This is a genomic window from Streptomyces sp. NPDC057428 (assembly GCF_042803195.1).
In the GTDB taxonomy this organism is placed as follows: domain Bacteria; phylum Actinomycetota; class Actinomycetes; order Streptomycetales; family Streptomycetaceae; genus Streptomyces.
In genome coordinates, this window is sequence record NZ_JBHVCT010000073.1 from 13,821 (window position 1) to 31,449 (window position 17,629).

The window sequence follows — 17,629 nt, forward strand, 5'->3', positions numbered from 1 at the left end:
CGCGGCGCGGTCCGCCCCCGTGCCCGGGACCGCGTGCACGGCGTTAAGGAGGCTCTCATACGGGACCCTTAGCGTGCGGCACATGAACACCACCCCCTCCACCACGACCACCGACGACACCGAGACGAAGGCGACGGGCGGCACCCCCGCCGCACCGGACCTGGCGAAGAAGGCAGGTCCCGCGGAGGATGCCGTGCCGGGGGACGTCGCGCCCGGCGTGACCGTGGCGGACGTTACCGCCATGGACGTGGCGGCGACGGACGCCGCCGCGGAGGACGGCCTGGAGAACGAGCTGGAGCCCGACCCCTACGCCGAGGCGGAGGCCGCCGCGTCCGCCGGGACCGGATCGGGCGCCGCGGCCGTCGTGGCCGCGGGGCTCGGGATCGTCTCCCTCTCGGGAGCGTGGACCGGCCGGGTCGCCGCCGAGCGCGAGACCCTGATCGGCCAGATCAAGACCTCCGGCGGCGGCAGCGCCGGACAGCAGATCAACGAGATCTACGGCGACGCCTGGCACAGTACGGCCCTCGTCAACGGTGTGTTCGCGCTCCTCGCCCTGCTCGTCGGCGTGTTCGTCCTGGTCCGCCCCGCCTTCGGGGCGCCGTCAGTCCTTCCCCGGCCGGGCTGGATCCGTTCCGTGGCCTGGGCGGGCGTCGCGCTCGGCGCGCTGGGCGTGCTGATCTCCATCGGCATGTACCTGGACCTCTTCGTCGCGCTGCCGTCCGCGTCCGGCGGCTGAGCCCTTCGGGACCAGGGTTGCCCTGACTTGCGAGTCCCGGCGGCCGGGGTGTGCGGGGCGGGACCCCCGAGGTGCCGTCTGAGGTCTCGGGGTCTCCCCCGTGGTGCTGCTCGGCCCCCGCGAGGCGAAGGGCCTGGAATTCGACAACGTCCTGGACGTGGAGCCGGGACGTTTCGGGACCAGCGATCTGTACGTGGCGCTCACCCGCGCGACGCAGCGCCTCGGCATCGTCCGCCGGGAGGAGCCGCACGACTCGCTGCGCTGATCTTCCTCAGCCCGGCTCCCGGGCGCTTCGGTGCATGGCACCCGGCGTCCGCCCGGAAGCCCGAGGCCCCGGACTACGGCCGTCGGCATTCGATGTCAGGTGCTCGCCTCGTCGGCCCCGAGGGGCCAGTGCCCATCGACCGGTCGACCGCAGGGAGAGCGAAGGGCGTTCGCCCGCACGCGAGCCCGTCCGTGACGGATCTCGTGTGCGGGCGAACGCGACCAGGAACGCAACTGGCGCGGATCAGAACGACCCTGAGTGCTTCCAGTAGTCGTAGTGCTGCGAGGTTGTCGCATTCATGTTGACGTCGGTGCCATTGGCCGACAGGAAGATGTCCCCCCAGTTGTTTCCGGTGATCTCACCGGTCCACAGGAGGAAGAGGACTCCCGAGGGACGATCGGAGGCACGGTAGATGTCGATGAGCTCCGTGGTTCCGCCGCTCCACCCGTTGGCGTAGGGGATCACTGCTATCTGCCCAGCACCGGAGTTGGTCAGCGCGATGGCCGGCCTGGTCACGGTCGTCATGGAGCCGACCCGCTCCGCAGCGGACCAGTCGCCGTGGCCGATGAGTTGGGAAGCGACGTAGACGTGCGTGTCCTCTCCCGCCCAGGTGAGAACGATGCGGCCCCAGGCCCGGTTGTACGCGATGCCGGGTGCGACGTTGCTCGTGGCGCCGGGAATGGCCGTGGGAAGGTGCCAGTTGTTCGGATACCTGTTGGCACCCACGCCGTAGAAGTAGGAGCCGTAGATCTGGGCGCTGTTCACACCCCGCCAGGACAGGTAGACCGACTCGCCGCCGTTGTCAGGGTCAGTGGTGTCCTGCCCCGGGTGCCACAGCGGGGTCACCGAGGGCGACTGGTCGTTCGGTGTGACGACATTGCTGGGGACCTGCTGCCAGCTGCCGAACGTGGTGACGTGCTGGTAGGCGTCGTAGGTGAACCCGGCGTAGTAGATGTGGCCATCAGTGCCGGTGTGGTAGACCCGGGGGCCGTACGCCGTGAAGATGATCTGCGGGGTGGCGTACGACTGGGCGCTCGGAAACGCGTAGGGCTGCCCGTTGTCGATGGATATCCAGATGTTGTTGTTGTCGTACCCCCGCCACGCCTGGAGCACGCGTCCGTAACTGTCCCGGGTCTCCGTGAAGCCCCGGTGCCGCAACGGCGCACCGTTCTCGAACTGCTGGTGCCAGTTGGACTCCTCACCGGGCTGCGCCGCGAAAGCTGATGTCCCGGTTCCGATGATGAGCGTCAGCGCGGACAGCAGGGCGATGCCCACCACCCGCACCACGTTCCGCACGCGCGAAGACGGTCGCGCCTTTCCTGTTGCTCCTCTGGAGCGCATCAATACTACCTTCCGGTCCCGCCGAGCCTCAACGGCTTGCGAACTGAGCGTGCGCGACGCGGGCGGGAACCGATCGTCGCGCGCTTGAGCCCCCAGGTCCGGGCAGGCATGACGCCGCCCGAAGGGCATGTGGATGACGAACATCATACATGTGCTTGATGGGTCAATTTCCTAAGATCATGAGACAAAGCAGGCAAGAGGTCCACTTGTTCTGACACCGGCTCGCCGAGAAGGCACCCTGCAGGGCTGGGCTGGACCGCACGTCACAGGGAGGGCCGAGGTGAACGGCAACGACTACGACTACGACCGGCGATTCGGCCGCAGTCAGCCCTCGGCCGAGTCGGTGAGCCTGGGCCGACCGCGCGCGTAGGACGGGCAGGTCACCGCCTCCCGCCTCCCCGCTCTGACAAGTCCTTTGTCAGCAAGCTGCATTGATGGCCGTCCGGGCGTCGTTGGGAGCTACGGGCTCGTAGGCCTCCCGAGCGTGCTGACGAACGACACGGTGCCCGGGACCCACAGAGGGAGCGTCCCGGTCAAGGCGCCTCTGGCCGCGGGCAGAGAGGCCGTGCGTTCCTGCAGCACGGCGATGATCCAGCCGCAGAGGCCTCCTGCCACCGGCAGACCGATGATCATCAGCGCCCACCGTTGAAGCAGCTCCTGGCGATCGTGCGCGACGGCGTTTACCCCACCCCGCTGCCCGCCGTTCTCGGCCAGTTAGGCCAGCGCGCCGCCGCGGCCGTACTCGTGGTTGACGCGCATCGCCCGGGCCCGGCCCGGAGTGTGATCCCGCGCGCGGTCAGCTCGGCGGCCAGCTCCGGGCAGGACCAGCGCGACAGCGGCACGCCGGTCTCGGCGGGTAACTGGCAGGCCAGCGCCTTGGCCTCGGCGACCTGCACTGGAGTGAAACGGGCCGGGCGCCCGGAGCGCTTGCGGTCGACCAGGGCCGGCGGCCCGCCGTCGGCGAACCGGCCCCGCCAGGTCCGCACGGTGTCCAGGTGCATGCCGGTCTCCCGGGCGATGCGCGCGTTGGCCCGCCCCCGTGCCGCGTGCAGCACGATCGCGGCCCGCTGCCGGGTCCGATAGGGGGTCTTGTGGCCGTAGGCCGACTTCTTCAACCGCTCGCGTTCGGCGTTGGTCAAGGGGATCGGGCGGGCGAGGGCAACGGGCATGGTGGGCAGACCGATCGGGGGAGCGGATCCAAGGGACCGCAGCCTGACGTGAGGTTACGAACCCTCCGAACCCTCCGAACCGTCCGAACTCTCCGTGAACGCGGTGGCGTGGTCGGCGGCCCACTGGCGAAACGTTCGCGGCGCCGTTCCGAGGATGTCCGCAACCGCAGTGGTGACGTACGCGGGCTGTCCGACCGCCGCGCTCCACGCGGCGAGCAGCATGTCAACGACCGAACTGGGCGCCGTGCCCTCCGACAGGCTCCGGAACTCGTCCGGCGTCATCTCCTCGAATGCGATGCGGCGCCCCAGGGCGTCACCGATGACGCTCACCTGCGCGGCTTGGGTCAGCGACTCGGGACCGGTAAGGACGTAGTCGCCTCCGACGTATCCGTCCTGATAGAGCGTCCGCGCCGCGACAGCTGCGACGTCGCGGTCGTCGACCGGTGCAGTCTCGGCAGCGCCGTAAGGCCACCGGACGGCCTCGCCGGCCCGGATCGCGGGCGCCCACCAGGCCAGCGAGTTCGACGCGAGCATCCCCGGCCGGATGATCGTCGACTCGAGTCCGGTGGCCGCGATGAGCCGCTCGATGTCGGCGTGCATCGCTGCCATGGGATTGGGCTGCTGGAAGAAGGGGTGTGGTGTCTGGTGCGGGGAGGAGAGGAAGACGACCCGCCGCACGTGGGCTGCCATCCGCTCGACGACAGCCGCGGCGGTCTGAGGCGGGGCGGTCCAGACGAAGAAGACAGCACCGGCACCACTCAATGCCGGGTCGAGCGATTCGGGCACGGTGAGGTCGCCTGTGAAGACCTCGACCTTCGCCGGCAGCGTCGCCGCCGCCTCGGAGCGATGCGTGAGGGCGCGGACCAGCACGCCGGCGTCGAGAAGCTGGTCGATGACGACGCCGCCGACTCGGCCCGTCGCCCCGGTGACGAGCACAGGAGGGATGTCTGGCTGATTCATGCCGCCATGAAAACGTTACTCGGTTAAAAACGCAACTCAGTCACGAATGTTATGGTGGTCAGATGAGCGAGCCGACGGGACTGCGGGCCCGCAAGAAGGCGCGGACGCGCGAGGCCATCGGCGACGCGGCCGTCTCGCTGTTCCTGGAGCACGGATTCGACCGCGTCTCAGTCAACGACATCGCCGCAGCGGCCGACATCTCCAAGCCGACCCTCTTCCGGTACTTCCCCACCAAGGAAGACCTGGTGCTGCACCGGTTCGCGGACCACCTGGGCGAGGCGGCCCGTGTCGTACGTGCCCGCAGGCCCGGCCTCAAGCCGGTGACGGCGCTGCACCGGCACTTCCGGGCCGGCCTCGACCGGTACGACCCCGTCACCGGCCTCAACGATCATCCCGAGGTGGTGGCGTTCCATCAGCTGGTGTTCACCACACCGAGCCTGGCGGGACGGCTCACCCGGTACCAACTCGAGGACGAGGAGGCACTGGCGGACGCTCTCGGCGAAGGCATCCAAGCACGCCTGCGAGCCGCCCAGGTACTCGCGGTCCAACGGGTGCTCGCCCGGGCCAACTGGCAGAAGATCGCCGACGGTCGAACCGCCCACGACGTCCACCCCGAGGCCGTAGGGGACGCCGACCAGGCATTCAACCAACTGCGGTGACAGGCGACGCCCCGCTCAAAGAAGCTCCGCGGCCCGGTACACGCGTTGCCACGGGCCCAGCCAGGCCGCTTCTGCGGATGCTGGCGGTCACCGCCTCGTCGGAGACAGGTCGCCGGCATGGTCGCGATCCAGTAGCCACGGAAGGTGCCGGGGCGCGGCCAGATAGCTCGCCATCAGGTGGACGCCGGTGGGAATCTGAACTGACCCCTACACCACAACAGTGCAGGCAACCCCCGAAAGATCTCCAGCGCCGACCACTAAGTCGCACGCGTATGCGATGCTCGGCGACGTGGAGCCCAAACACCGTCAGCCCCGTCTTCGTCGGCCGAACCGGTGAACTCGCCGCGCTCACCGAAACGCTGACCCGAGCCGCCCGGCGGCGGCTACCGCACCTTCAGGAGCAGGATCCGGTCGTCACCCGGCTTCGGGGTGCCCCGGCCGTCCGTGTTGCTCGTGACCAGCCACAGCTTGTCACCGCCCGCTGCCAGCACCGTGCGCAGTCGGCCGTACTTGCCGTCGAGGAACGCCTGGGGAGCAGCCAGCGGTTCGCCGCCGGGCTTGCCGGAAAGAGGGATCCGCCAGAGCCGCTCGCCGCGCAGCCCCGCCATCCAGATCGATCCTTCGGCATAGGCGGTGCCGCTCGGGGAGGCCTCGGACGTCTTCCACTGGGCCACCGGGTCGACGAACCCGGACTCGTCCTTCTTCCCCTCCACCTCCGGCCAGCCGTAGTTCTTTCCTGGCTCGATCCGATTCAGCTCGTCCCAGGTGTTCTGGCCGAATTCAGAGGCCCAGAGCTGCCTCCCGCCGTCCCAGGCCAGGCCCTGCACATTACGGTGGCCGTAGGAATACACCAGCGAATCGCCCTCGGGGTTGCCGTGCACCGGCTCGCCGTCCGGCGTCATCCGCAGGATCTTGCCGGCGAGCGAGGCCTTGTCCTGCGCGAGGCCCGTGTCGCCCGTCTCGCCCGTGCCGGCGTACAACATGCGGTCCGGACCGAACGCGATGCGTCCGCCGTTGTGGATGGAGCCCTTCGGAATGCCCCGCAGGATGGTGTCCGGAGCTCCCAGCTGCCGGCCGGCGGGCTTCTTCTCGTCGTACTGCATTCGGGCGATGCGGTTGTCCGACTCGGTGGTGAAGTACGCGTAGATCAGGTGGTCCGCGCCGAAGGTGGGGGCGACGGCCAGGCCCAACAGGCCGCCTTCACCCGACGGTGCGACCCCGGGCACCGAACCCAGCAGGGTCTTCCCGCCGCTCTCCCCGTCGATCCGCGTGATCGTAGCGTCGTCGCGCGAAGCCACGAGCAGGTCTCCGCCCGGCAGCGCGGCCAGGCCCCAGGGGGACGCGAGCCCCTCGGTGAGCGTCTTCACCACCTCGACCGAGCCCCTGGCCGGCGGCAGGTCGGGCGAAGGGCTCTTCGAGGCCGGGGAAGTGGAAGCGGTGCCCGTGGCGGACGGGGAGGGGGGACCTTCGCCGACCGCCGGGCCGTCGTCGGACGAGCAGGCGGACAGCAGGAGGGACGCCGAGGCGAGCACGGCCACCACCCCCTTGCGCAGCGCGGGACTTTGCACAGCACCGATCCTTTCGACGGTCGCACGACTACTGTTCTTACACCGCTCCGTCCTCAGGGGTTCCCGGTCTCCGCCAGTTCTTCCGCCGCCGGGCCGGTCCCACGAGTCAGTCCCACGAGCCCCGGGCTCGCGGCAGCCCGGCGATCTCCACGAGATCCTGGTCCGTGAGCGCCAGTCCGGCCGCCGCGGCGTTCTCCACCGCCCACTCCTCGCGCTTCGCTCCGGGTACGGGTACCACGTGGCGACCCTGCCGCAGGACCCAGGCCAGCGCCACCTGTGCGGGAGTGGCGCCGTGCCGCTCCGCGATCCGCCGCAGCCCCGCCACCACCGGCTGGTTGGCCGCCATCATCTCCGAGGTGAACCGGGGGTGCCTGGCCCGTGGGTCGTCCGGCTCGAAGCCGTGGCCGGGCTTGAGCGTTCCCGTCAGATAGCCGCTCCCCAGCGGCATCGCGGCCAGCACACCCACACCCCGCGCCGCGCACCAGGGCAGCAGGTCGTCCAGCGCCTGGGGCGACCAGACCGAGAGCTCGGCCTGGACGGCGCTGACGGGAAAGACCTGCTGCACACGCTCCAGCTGCCGGATCGTCCCGTCGTGCATCCGGGCGCCGGACCTCCGGCCGGCCCGGGCTCCCACGGCGCACAGTCCCAGCGCCCGCACCTTGCCCGCGGTCACCAGATCCGCCATCGCACCCCAGGTCTCCTCCACCGGCACCTCGGGATCCGCCCGGTGCAGCTGGTAGAGGTCGATCACATCGGTCTGCAGCCGCCGGAGCGAGGCGTCGCAGGCCCGGCGCACGTACCCCGGGCGGCCGTTGGCCACGACGTGCTGATCCCCCACGAGCAGACCGCACTTGGTGGAGAGGAACGCCTCGGACCTGCGGCCCTTGAGCGCCCGCCCGAGCAGCAGTTCGTTGGTGAAGGGGCCGTACATGTCCGCCGTGTCGAGCAGTCGGACGCCTGCGTCCAGGGCGGCGAGCACGGTCCGCACCGAGCGGTCACCGCGCTGCTGCGACGTGCTGTAGGCCCAGCTCATCGGCATACAGCCCAGCCCGACCGCCCCCACGGACAAGGCCGCCGCACCGATAGTCCTGCGCTCCAACTCCCCGAACCCTCCCTAGGCTGCGCGATCATGGGACCACCAGCACCCCAAAGTAACCTCTGCCGTGGCGGAGCCTTCGCATAGCCTCCTGACCATGACTTCCGCAAAGGCCAACGACGTATGGCTGCCCTTCGCCGCCCATGAGATCGACGGACTCCCCGAGGTCCTCGACTACCGCTTCTGGGACGGAGGCCCGGACTATCCGGCGGACCCCTCCGACTGCGCGTTCTACGTCGTCCCCTACATGAAGGGCCAGGAGGTCGCGGTCCGTCCGCTGGGGGAGATGGGCCGGGTCGAGGTCGTCCAGACCCTCTCGGCGGGCATAGACCACGTCGAGTCCGGACTCGGTCTGCTGCCCGCCGGGGTACGGCTGTGCAACGCCAAGGGAGTGCACGAGGCTTCGACCGCCGAGCTGGCGCTGGCCCTGATCCTCGCCTCGCTCCGCGGGTTCCCCGGCTTCGTGCACGGCCAGGAGAAGGAGGAATGGCGGTCGGGTTTCTATCCGGCCCTCGCCGACAAGACCGTCCTCGTGGTGGGCTACGGATCGATCGGTGCCGCCATCGAGGACCGGCTCGAACCCTTCGAGTGCGCGCGGGTGGTGCGCGTCGCACGCTCGGCACGGACCACCGGGCGCGGTCCCGTGCACGCGATCGAGGACCTTCCGGCGCTGCTGCCCGAGGCCGACGTCGTCATCCTGTCCACCCCGCTGAACCCTTCCACACAAGGGCTGGTGGGACCCGGGTTCCTCGCCTCGATGCGCGACGGAGCGCTCCTCGTGAACGTCGCCAGGGGAGGTGTCGTCGACACCGCGGCCCTGCTGTCCGAACTCGAGGCCGGACGCCTGCGTGCCGCGCTCGACGTCACCGACCCGGAACCCCTGCCCGCCGGCCACCCGCTCTGGCATGCTCCCCACACCCTCATCACCCCTCATGTGGGCGGCAGCACCTCCGCGTTCCTGCCCCGTGCCAAGCGGTTGCTGGCCGGACAGCTCAGCCGGTACGCCGCCGGGGAGCAGGTCGCCAACCTCGTGCGTACGACCGGCTGACCACCCGAGGGGAAGGACCGGACCGCCGGAGTTCGCACAACACCCCAGGTGGTAACGGAGAGTAGAGAAGCTATGTCCCTGAGTGACGACTCTGGTGTATCGTCCACAACAGGGCTGCGCCGTGGAAGGGACGGCGCCGGGGAGTGAGCCGAACGCGAGGGGGCGACGGGCGATGTGCGGCCAGTGGAGAGACGATCCGACGCTGCGAGGCCGACGGGAGCGGCCGGTGCCGAGGGCGCCCGGTCCCGCCCGCGGAGTTCCCCGGTGAGCGCCCTCGGTGCCCTGCTCGCCCGGCAGCCTGCCACGGGCCGCACCAGAGGGCTGCGTGCCCAACTCGCCCTCGCCGCACTCTGCGCCGGGTACGGGGTGGGGGCCGCCGTCGGCTGGGGATCGCCCCGGGCCGCGCTGTTCATGGGGGACTTCGGCCTCAGTGTGGCGGCGCTGATCGCCGCCGTCTCGTGCTTCCTCTACGCCCGGGCCGGCGACGCCCGGTTCCGGCCCGCCTGGCTGCTCTTCTCCCTCTCCTCCGCGATGGCCGCAGGCGGGAACGCGGTCTGGGGGTGGTACGAGGTGGTGCTGGGCCGCGCGGTGCCCTCCCCCTCGCCGGCCGATCTCTTCTTCCTCTGTTTCGCGCCGCCCGCCATCGTCGGTCTGCTCGTCCTCGCCAAGCGGCCGGTGACCCGGGCGGGCTGGGTCTGCCTCGTGCTGGACGCCTGGCTGATCGGCGGGTCCCTCCTGACGCTCTCCTGGAGCCTGGCGCTCGCCCATACCGCCCACGTCGTGAACGCGGCGGGGGAGAGTGTCGCGAGGGCGGCGCTCTCGCTCGCCTATCCGCTGCTCGACATCGTGCTGGTCTCCATGGTCCTCGCGCTGCACTTCCGGCGGGTCAACGTCAACCGCTCCGCCGTGAACACGGCCATCGCGGGCCTCGCGCTGACCGTGCTGTGCGACGCGCTGTTCACCGCACCGCTGCTGCGCTCGGCGTACACCTCCGGACAGCTCCTTGACGCGGGTTGGTTCGCCGGTTCCCTGCTCCTCGCCTACGCACCCTGGGGGGCCCACAGCGACGAGGACAACGCTGTCGAACCCGGCCCGGAGCCGTGGCCCGTGAGCCGCCCCATCACCGGTTCGCTGGCCGCGCTCACGCCGTACCTCGCGGCGGCGGTGTGCACCCTCGGCATCCTGTACAACGTGGTCGAGGGCCGCAGGGTCGACCGTGTCGTCGTCCTCACCGGCTGCACGGTGGTGCTCGCCCTGGTGGTGCGGCAGGCCATCATGCTCCTCGACAACATCGCACTCGCCCATGAACTGGTCCAGAAGGAGAACTACTTCCGTTCCCTGGTGCAGGGTTCCAGCGACGTCATCATGATCGCCGAGCCGAGCGGCGTGCTGCGCTACGTCAGTCCCGCGGCGGCCGGGGTGTACCGACGCGACGCCGAGGACCTCGTCGGTGCGGAGCTGGCGTCGATCATCCACCCCGACGATCTCGGGGGAGTGGTCCACGAACTCAGGCGGTTCCTCGCCGTCCCGTCACGCGACGCGCGCACCACCCGTATCGAGTGCCGCTTCCGGTCGGGCACGGGGGACTGGCTGCACGTCGAGTCGACCGTGAACCGGCACGAGGGCGGCCTGCTGCTCAACAGCCGCGATGTCACCGAGCGGGTCAGGCTGCAGGCGCAGTTGCAGCACAACGCCGAGCACGACCCTCTCACCGACCTGCCCAACCGGTCCCTCTTCACCGCCCGGGTCGGCCGGGCGCTGGACGGCCGGCGGGCCGGCGACCCCGGCACGGCGGTGCTCTTCATCGACCTCGACGGCTTCAAGGCGGTCAACGACTCCATCGGCCACCAGGCAGGCGACGAACTCCTGGTCCAGGCGGCCCGCCGGCTCCAGGAATCGGTACGCACATCGGACACGGCGGCACGTCTGGGCGGCGACGAGTTCGCCGCGCTCATCGTCGGTGACGGCACCCGCGACCAGGCAGCCAGGGAGTGCCAGGTTCATGACATCGCCGAGCGGCTGCGCCTGAGGCTCTCCCAGCCGTACCGGATCGGCACCGGTGACGTCAGGGTCGCCGCCTCCATCGGAGTCGCCTTCGCCGAGCCCTCCATCACGCCCAAGGACCTCATGCGCAACGCCGACCTGGCCATGTACCGCGCGAAGGCCGGCGGCAAGGACCGGGTCGAGCTGTACGCACCCCAGATGCAGGCCGATGTCGTGCGCCGGTCCGAGCTGGCCGCACGCACGCGCACCGCCCTGCGCGACGGCGAGTTCGCCCTGCTCCACCAGCCCGTCGTCCATCTGGCCACGGGGACGGTCGCGGCCGTCGCCGCCCAGCCGCGGTGGCGCTCCTCCCAGGGCATCCTCTTCACCCCCGCCGAGTTCCTCGGGGCGCCCGAGGACGGCGAGCGCGCCGCCGAGCTCAGCACCTGGCTCCTGGAGGAGGCCGTCGAGCAGGCCGCCGAACGCGCCGGTGCCGGGCACGCGGTCTCCGTATGCGTGCGTGTCCCGGCCTCCCGGCTGCTGGACCGGACCCTCCCCCCGGGATCGGTCGAGGCGCTCCTGACCCGGTACGGGCTCCCGTCCGGCGCCTTGATGATCGAGGTGGCCGACAGTGACCCCCGGATCTCCTTCGACGAGCTGGAGCAGCGCCTGGTAGCCCTGCGCCGCCTCGGCGTACGGATCGCGCTGGACGGCTTCGGCAGCGGGTACGCCGCCGTCAACGCCCTGCGCCGGCTGCCCGTCGACGTACTGAAGCTGGACCGCTGCCTGGTGGAGGGCGTGGTCGAGTCGGCCAGGCTCCACAAGATCACCAGTGGTCTCCTGCGCATCGCCGGCGACCTCGGCATGCAGTCCGTGGCCGACGGGGTGGACGTGCCCGAGCAGGTGCGGGTCCTGCGCGCCATGGGGTGCACGCACGGCCAGGGCATGGCCTTCGCCGGGCCGCTGGACGAATACCGACTGCGGCGGACGCTGATCCGCGGGAAGTGCGCCGTCCCGGGCGTCGGGTCTGCCGCTCGGCCGGTGCTCGCGGGCGGCTCGATTCCGCTCCAGAGCCGCTCACATGATGAGACTCCCGTCCCACCCACTTGACACCGAATGCGTGCCGGAGAGAGGGTCAATGCCATGCGCACCCGAATTCTCGTACTTGGAAAGCGCGTCGGCTGAAGCGGGGTCACTCCTTGGAAACCCTGCAGACCGCACCGGCGCGCTCCCCTCGCTTGCCTCACGGCACGAGGGGTTTTTTGTTGCATCGGGACTCTCAAAACCCCACAAAGACACCGCATAAACCCTCAGCTTCGAGAAGAGATGCCGATGACCGAGCAGGCCACCGGGGCCCAGCACCCGCAGCCGCGGGCCCGTAACGGCGGACCGTCCTCCGCCTCCGTTGAGCACCTCACGGGCGCGCAGTCCCTCATCCGTTCTCTCGAGGAAGTCGGGGCCGACACCGTATTCGGCCTCCCCGGCGGCTGCATCCTCCCGGCGTACGACCCGCTGATGGACTCCACCCGGGTCCGGCACATCCTCGTCCGTCACGAGCAGGGGGCGGGCCACGCGGCCACCGGTTACGCCCAGGCCACCGGCAAGGTCGGGGTCTGCATGGTCACCTCGGGCCCCGGTGCCACGAACCTGGTCACCCCGATCGCCGACGCCGCGATGGACTCCGTGGCGATGGTCGCGATCACCGGCCAGGTGGCTTCCGCCGCCATCGGTACGGACGCCTTCCAGGAAGCCGACATCTGCGGCATCACCATGCCGATCACGAAGCACAACTTCCTGGTCACCCGCGCCGAGGACATCGCGCACACCATCGCCGAGGCCTTCCATATCGCGTCGACCGGCCGCCCGGGTCCGGTCCTCGTCGACATCGCCAAGGACGCCCTCCAGGCGAAGACGACCTTCAGCTGGCCGCCGACGATGGACCTGCCCGGCTACCGTCCGGTCACCAAGCCCCACGCCAAGCAGATCCGCGAGGCCGCCCGGCTCATCACGCAGGCGCAGCGCCCGGTCCTGTACGTCGGCGGCGGCGTCCTCAAGGCCGGCGCCACCGCCGAGCTGAAGGTGCTGGCGGAGCTCACCGGAGCGCCCGTCACCACCACCCTGATGGCGCTGGGAGCCTTCCCTGACAGTCACCCGCTGCACGTGGGAATGCCCGGCATGCACGGTTCGGTCACCGCTGTGACCGCGCTCCAGAAGGCCGACCTGATCGTCGCGCTCGGAGCCAGGTTCGACGACCGGGTCACCGGGAAGCTGGACAGCTTCGCGCCGTACGCCAAGATCGTCCATGCCGACATCGACCCGGCCGAGATCGGTAAGAACCGCGCCGCCGACGTCCCGATCGTCGGGGACGCCCGCGAGGTCATCGCCGACCTCGTCCAGGCGGTCCAGGCGGAGCACACCGCGGGTACGACCGGGATCTCCGCCCAGGACAGGTACGCGGCGTGGTGGAAGGACCTCGACCGCTGGCGCGACACCTACCCGGTCGGCTACGACCTGCCGGACGACGGCAGCCTCTCGCCGCAGCAGGTCATCCAGCGCATCGGTGAACTCGCCCCCGACGGGACGATCTTCGCCGCGGGCGTCGGCCAGCACCAGATGTGGGCCTCGCACTTCATCCAGTACGAGCAGCCCGCCACCTGGCTCAACTCGGGCGGTGCCGGGACCATGGGGTACGCCGTCCCGGCGGCGATGGGTGCCAAGGCCGGCATGCCGGAGCGCGCCGTCTGGGCGATCGACGGTGACGGCTGCTTCCAGATGACCAACCAGGAACTCACCACCTGCGCGCTCAACAACATCCCGATCAAGGTCGCCATCATCAACAACGGCGCGCTCGGGATGGTCCGCCAGTGGCAGACCCTGTTCTACAACCAGCGCTACTCCAACACCGTGCTGCACTCAGGTGCGGACACGGACGGCGTCCCCGCCAAGGGCACGCGAGTGCCGGACTTCGTCAAGCTGTCCGAGGCCATGGGCTGCTACGCGATCCGCTGCGAGGACCCGGCCGACCTGGACAAGGTCATCGCCGAGGCCAACGCGATCAACGACCGCCCGGTCGTCATCGACTTCATCGTCCACGAGGACGCGATGGTGTGGCCGATGGTCGCCGCCGGAACCTCCAACGACGAGGTCATGGCGGCGCGCGGTGTCCGCCCCGACTTCGGCGACAACGAAGACGACTGAGAGACAGAGAGAGACCGACTCCATGTCCAGTAAGCACACGCTCTCCGTCCTGGTCGAGAACAAGCCAGGTGTCCTCGCCCGGATCACGGCTCTGTTCTCCCGGCGCGGCTTCAACATCGACTCGCTCGCGGTCGGTACCACCGAACACCCCGACATCTCACGCATCACCATCGTCGTGAACGTCGAGGGCCTGCCCCTGGAGCAGGTGACCAAGCAGCTCAACAAGCTGGTCAACGTGCTGAAGATCGTCGAACTCGAGCCCGCGGCGGCGATCCAGCGCGAGCTCGTCCTGGTGAAGGTCCGCGCCGACAACGAGACCCGCTCCCAGATCGTCGAGATCGTCCAGCTGTTCCGTGCCAAGACCGTCGACGTCTCTCCCGAGGCCGTCACGATCGAGGCGACGGGGGGCTCCGACAAGCTGGAGGCCATGCTCAAGATGCTGGAGCAGTTCGGCATCAAGGAGCTCGTCCAGTCCGGCACCATCGCCATAGGGCGCGGCGCGCGCTCGATCACCGACCGTTCTCTGCGCGCACTCGACCGCACGGCGTAACCCTTCACGGGTCGCCTCGCCGCTCGCATGGCGAGACCCGGCAACATATCCCACGCACCCCGCCGTACGGTGGGACGCAACACCTGCACACCAAGGAGAAGACCCAGTGGCCGAGCTGTTCTACGACGACGATGCCGACCTGTCCATCATCCAGGGCCGCAAGGTCGCGGTCCTCGGATACGGCAGCCAGGGCCACGCCCACGCGCTGTCGCTGCGTGACTCGGGTGTCGACGTCCGAGTTGGTCTGCACGAGGGTTCGAAGTCCAAGGCCAAGGCCGAGGAGCAGGGCCTGCGCGTGGTCACCCCGTCCGAGGCCGCGGCCGAGGCCGACGTCATCATGATCCTCGTCCCGGACCCGATCCAGGCCCAGGTGTACGAGGAGTCCGTCAAGGACAACCTCAAGGACGGCGACGCGCTGTTCTTCGGCCACGGCCTGAACATCCGCTTCGACTTCATCAAGCCGCCGGCCAACGTCGACGTCTGCATGGTCGCCCCGAAGGGCCCCGGCCACCTGGTCCGCCGTCAGTACGAGGAGGGCCGCGGCGTCCCGTGCATCGTGGCCGTCGAGCAGGACGCCTCGGGCAAGGGCCTGGAGCTCGCCCTCAGCTACGCGAAGGGAATCGGCGGCACCCGCGCCGGCGTCATCAAGACGACCTTCACCGAGGAGACCGAGACCGACCTGTTCGGTGAGCAGGCCGTCCTCTGCGGTGGCACCGCCGCTCTGGTCAAGGCCGGTTTCGAGACCCTGACGGAGGCCGGCTACCAGCCGGAGATCGCGTACTTCGAGTGCCTCCACGAGCTGAAGCTCATCGTGGACCTCATGTACGAGGGCGGCCTGGAGAAGATGCGCTGGTCGATCTCGGAGACCGCCGAGTGGGGCGACTACATCACCGGCCCGCGCATCATCACGGACGCCACCAAGGCCGAGATGAAGAAGGTCCTCGGTGAGATCCAGGACGGCACCTTCGCCAAGAACTGGATGGCCGAATACCACAACGGCCTGCCCAAGTACAACGAGTACAAGAAGGCCGACAGCGACCACCTGCTGGAGACCACCGGCAGGGAGCTGCGCAAGCTCATGAGCTGGGTCGACGAGGAAGCCTGAGTTCCCTCCCGGGGCGGGCCCGCGAGGGTCCGCCCCGGGCGTGCACGGCAGCACCTCACTCCCCGTGTCACTGCGGGGGAGAGGTGGGTGGCCGGAACGGCACCGTACGCCTGTACAGACCGTCCGACCTCGTGCGGGTGATCCTTCCATCAGGGCGCTGCCGGCGCCCGGCCGCATGACTACACTTCCCCTCAACCCATACACGCGTCAGGGCCCACAGTGTCGTGCGTCTTCCACGCGGCTAGCCCCTCCACCGCCTGCGGCCGTCGGGACGGCCGTCCGCACTGGACTTGTGAGGACACACGTGAGCTCGAAACCTGTCGTACTCATCGCCGAAGAGCTGTCGCCCGCCACGGTCGACGCCCTGGGTCCGGATTTCGAGATCCGGCACTGCAACGGCGCGGACCGCGCCGAACTCCTCCCCGCCATCGCCGACGTCGACGCGATCCTGGTGCGTTCGGCCACCAAGGTCGACGCCGAGGCCATCGCCGCCGCGAAGCAGCTCAAGGTCGTCGCCCGCGCGGGAGTCGGTCTGGACAACGTCGACGTCGCCTCGGCCACCAAGGCCGGCGTGATGGTCGTCAACGCCCCGACCTCCAACATCGTCACGGCCGCCGAGCTGGCCTGCGGCCTGCTCGTCGCCACAGCGCGCAACATCCCCCAGGCCAACACCGCCCTGAAGAAAGGCGAGTGGAAGCGCTCGAAGTACACCGGGGTCGAGCTCAGTGAGAAGACCCTCGGCGTCGTCGGTCTCGGCCGCATCGGCGTGCTGGTCGCGCAGCGCATGTCCGCCTTCGGCATGAAGATCGTCGCCTACGACCCCTACGTGCAGCCCGCGCGTGCCGCGCAGATGGGCGTCAAGCTCCTCACGCTGGACGAGCTGCTCGAGGTCTCCGACTTCATCACGGTCCATCTGCCCAAGACCCCCGAGACGCTCGGCCTCATCGGTGACGAGGCGCTGCACAAGGTGAAGCCCTCGGTGCGCATCGTCAACGCCGCCCGCGGCGGCATCGTCGACGAGGAGGCGCTCGCCTCCGCCCTCAAGGAGGGTCGCGTCGCCGGCGCGGGCCTGGACGTCTACACCAAGGAGCCCTGCACGGACTCCCCGCTGTTCCAGTTCGACCAGGTCGTCTGCACCCCGCACCTCGGTGCCTCCACCGACGAGGCGCAGGAGAAGGCCGGTATCGCCGTCGCCAGGTCCGTCCGCCTGGCGCTCGCCGGTGAACTCGTCCCCGACGCGGTCAACGTCCAGGGCGGCGTCATCGCCGAGGACGTGCGTCCCGGACTGCCGCTCGCCGAGAAGCTTGGCCGTATCTTCACCGCGCTCGCGGGCGAGGTCGCGGCGCGTCTCGACGTCGAGGTCTACGGCGAGATCACCCAGCACGACGTGAAGGTGCTCGAACTCTCGGCGCTCAAGGGCGTCTTCGAGGACGTCGTCGACGAGACCGTCAGCTACGTCAACGCCCCGCTGTTCGCGCAGGAGCGGGGTGTCGAGGTCCGCCTCACCACCAGCTCCGAGTCGCCGGACCACCGAAACGTGGTCACCGTGCGCGGCACGCTGTCGAGCGGCGAGGAGGTCGCGGTCTCCGGCACGCTGGCCGGCCCCAAGCACCTTCAGAAGATCGTCGCCATCGGCGAGCACGACGTCGACCTGGCGCTCGCCGACCACATGGTCGTCCTGCGCTACGAGGACCGTCCCGGCGTCGTCGGCGCGGTCGGCAAGATCCTGGGCGAGGCCGGGCTGAACATCGCCGGCATGCAGGTCTCGCGCCGGGATGCGGGCGGCGAGGCGCTGGTCGTCCTCACCGTCGACGACACCATCCCGCCGGCGGTCCTGACCGACATCGCCGAGGAGATCGGCGCGGCCTCGGCCCGCTCGGTGAACCTCACCGACTGACCGGATACCGCACGTACGACTGCGCCCGGCGGACAGAGCGAGACCTGTCCGCCG

14 protein-coding genes are annotated in these 17,629 nt (G+C 69.8%); 9 read left to right on the forward strand and 5 right to left on the reverse strand.

The window, feature by feature from the left end:
- The first annotated feature begins 82 nt into the window (after positions 1–82).
- On the forward strand, positions 83–736 hold the full coding sequence (locus ACFU5K_RS24045) for a hypothetical protein (RefSeq protein WP_384065126.1): 654 nt from the start codon (positions 83–85) through the stop codon (positions 734–736).
- Between the two features lie 100 nt (positions 737–836).
- Positions 837–1,001, forward strand: coding sequence for a hypothetical protein (locus ACFU5K_RS24050; RefSeq protein ID WP_384065128.1), 165 nt, complete (start codon positions 837–839; stop codon positions 999–1,001).
- Positions 1,002–1,244: 243 nt separating this feature from the next.
- Here ACFU5K_RS24050 and ACFU5K_RS24055 read toward each other — a convergent pair whose 3' ends face one another.
- From ACFU5K_RS24055 to ACFU5K_RS24065, 3 genes are all read right to left on the reverse strand, one after another.
- Positions 1,245–2,297 (reverse strand): hypothetical protein, encoded by a 1,053-nt coding sequence (locus ACFU5K_RS24055; protein WP_384065130.1) that lies wholly within the window; start codon positions 2,295–2,297, stop codon positions 1,245–1,247.
- Between the two features lie 725 nt (positions 2,298–3,022).
- The gene (locus ACFU5K_RS24060) at positions 3,023–3,511 is read right to left on the reverse strand and encodes a helix-turn-helix domain-containing protein (RefSeq protein WP_384065132.1); all 489 of its coding nucleotides are present in this window, start codon (positions 3,509–3,511) and stop codon (positions 3,023–3,025) included.
- Positions 3,512–3,565: 54 nt separating this feature from the next.
- A complete protein-coding gene (locus ACFU5K_RS24065) occupies positions 3,566–4,471 on the reverse strand; it encodes an NAD(P)H-binding protein (protein ID WP_384065134.1) in 906 nt (301 codons plus the stop codon).
- 62 nt (positions 4,472–4,533) lie between these two features.
- Between ACFU5K_RS24065 and ACFU5K_RS24070 the strand changes: the two genes are divergently transcribed.
- Positions 4,534–5,130, forward strand: coding sequence for a TetR/AcrR family transcriptional regulator (locus tag ACFU5K_RS24070; protein ID WP_384065136.1), 597 nt, complete (start codon positions 4,534–4,536; stop codon positions 5,128–5,130).
- A gap of 383 nt (positions 5,131–5,513) precedes the next feature.
- On the opposite strand, the gene ACFU5K_RS24075 is transcribed toward ACFU5K_RS24070, so the two are convergent.
- The gene (locus tag ACFU5K_RS24075) at positions 5,514–6,698 is read right to left on the reverse strand and encodes a PQQ-dependent sugar dehydrogenase (RefSeq protein WP_384065138.1); all 1,185 of its coding nucleotides are present in this window, start codon (positions 6,696–6,698) and stop codon (positions 5,514–5,516) included.
- A gap of 106 nt (positions 6,699–6,804) precedes the next feature.
- Positions 6,805–7,797 (reverse strand): aldo/keto reductase, encoded by a 993-nt coding sequence (locus ACFU5K_RS24080; protein WP_384065140.1) that lies wholly within the window; start codon positions 7,795–7,797, stop codon positions 6,805–6,807.
- A 94-nt stretch (positions 7,798–7,891) separates the two neighbouring features.
- Between ACFU5K_RS24080 and ACFU5K_RS24085 the strand changes: the two genes are divergently transcribed.
- The 6 genes from ACFU5K_RS24085 to serA all read left to right on the forward strand — a co-directional run bounded on the left by ACFU5K_RS24085 (position 7,892) and on the right by serA (position 17,575).
- A complete protein-coding gene (locus ACFU5K_RS24085) occupies positions 7,892–8,842 on the forward strand; it encodes a 2-hydroxyacid dehydrogenase (protein ID WP_384065142.1) in 951 nt (316 codons plus the stop codon).
- A 264-nt stretch (positions 8,843–9,106) separates the two neighbouring features.
- The gene (locus tag ACFU5K_RS24090) at positions 9,107–11,935 is read left to right on the forward strand and encodes a putative bifunctional diguanylate cyclase/phosphodiesterase (RefSeq protein ID WP_384065144.1); all 2,829 of its coding nucleotides are present in this window, start codon (positions 9,107–9,109) and stop codon (positions 11,933–11,935) included.
- 216 nt (positions 11,936–12,151) lie between these two features.
- Positions 12,152–14,023 carry an acetolactate synthase large subunit gene (locus ACFU5K_RS24095; RefSeq protein ID WP_384065146.1) on the forward strand — a complete coding sequence of 624 codons (1,872 nt, stop codon included), beginning with the start codon at positions 12,152–12,154 and terminating at the stop codon, positions 14,021–14,023.
- 22 nt (positions 14,024–14,045) lie between these two features.
- Entirely contained in the window at positions 14,046–14,573 is a 528-nt protein-coding gene (gene ilvN, locus ACFU5K_RS24100; RefSeq protein WP_384065148.1) for an acetolactate synthase small subunit, read from the forward strand.
- Positions 14,574–14,679: 106 nt separating this feature from the next.
- On the forward strand, positions 14,680–15,678 hold the full coding sequence (gene ilvC, locus ACFU5K_RS24105) for a ketol-acid reductoisomerase (RefSeq protein ID WP_384065150.1): 999 nt from the start codon (positions 14,680–14,682) through the stop codon (positions 15,676–15,678).
- A 304-nt stretch (positions 15,679–15,982) separates the two neighbouring features.
- Positions 15,983–17,575 carry a phosphoglycerate dehydrogenase gene (gene serA, locus ACFU5K_RS24110; protein WP_384065152.1) on the forward strand — a complete coding sequence of 531 codons (1,593 nt, stop codon included), beginning with the start codon at positions 15,983–15,985 and terminating at the stop codon, positions 17,573–17,575.
- Positions 17,576–17,629 lie beyond the last annotated feature (54 nt).

Bases quoted from the DNA above. Each gene is read 5' to 3' on its own strand.
- ACFU5K_RS24045 (WP_384065126.1), top strand. From the start codon at position 83: ATGAACACCACCCCCTCCACCACGACCACCGACGACACCGAGACGAAG.
- ACFU5K_RS24070 (WP_384065136.1), top strand. From the start codon at position 4,534: ATGAGCGAGCCGACGGGACTGCGGGCCCGCAAGAAGGCGCGGACGCGC.
- ACFU5K_RS24085 (WP_384065142.1), top strand. From the start codon at position 7,892: ATGACTTCCGCAAAGGCCAACGACGTATGGCTGCCCTTCGCCGCCCAT.
- ACFU5K_RS24095 (WP_384065146.1), top strand. From the start codon at position 12,152: ATGCCGATGACCGAGCAGGCCACCGGGGCCCAGCACCCGCAGCCGCGG.
- ilvN (WP_384065148.1), top strand. From the start codon at position 14,046: ATGTCCAGTAAGCACACGCTCTCCGTCCTGGTCGAGAACAAGCCAGGT.
- ACFU5K_RS24060 (WP_384065132.1), bottom strand. From the start codon at position 3,511: ATGCCCGTTGCCCTCGCCCGCCCGATCCCCTTGACCAACGCCGAACGC.
- ACFU5K_RS24065 (WP_384065134.1), bottom strand. From the start codon at position 4,471: ATGAATCAGCCAGACATCCCTCCTGTGCTCGTCACCGGGGCGACGGGC.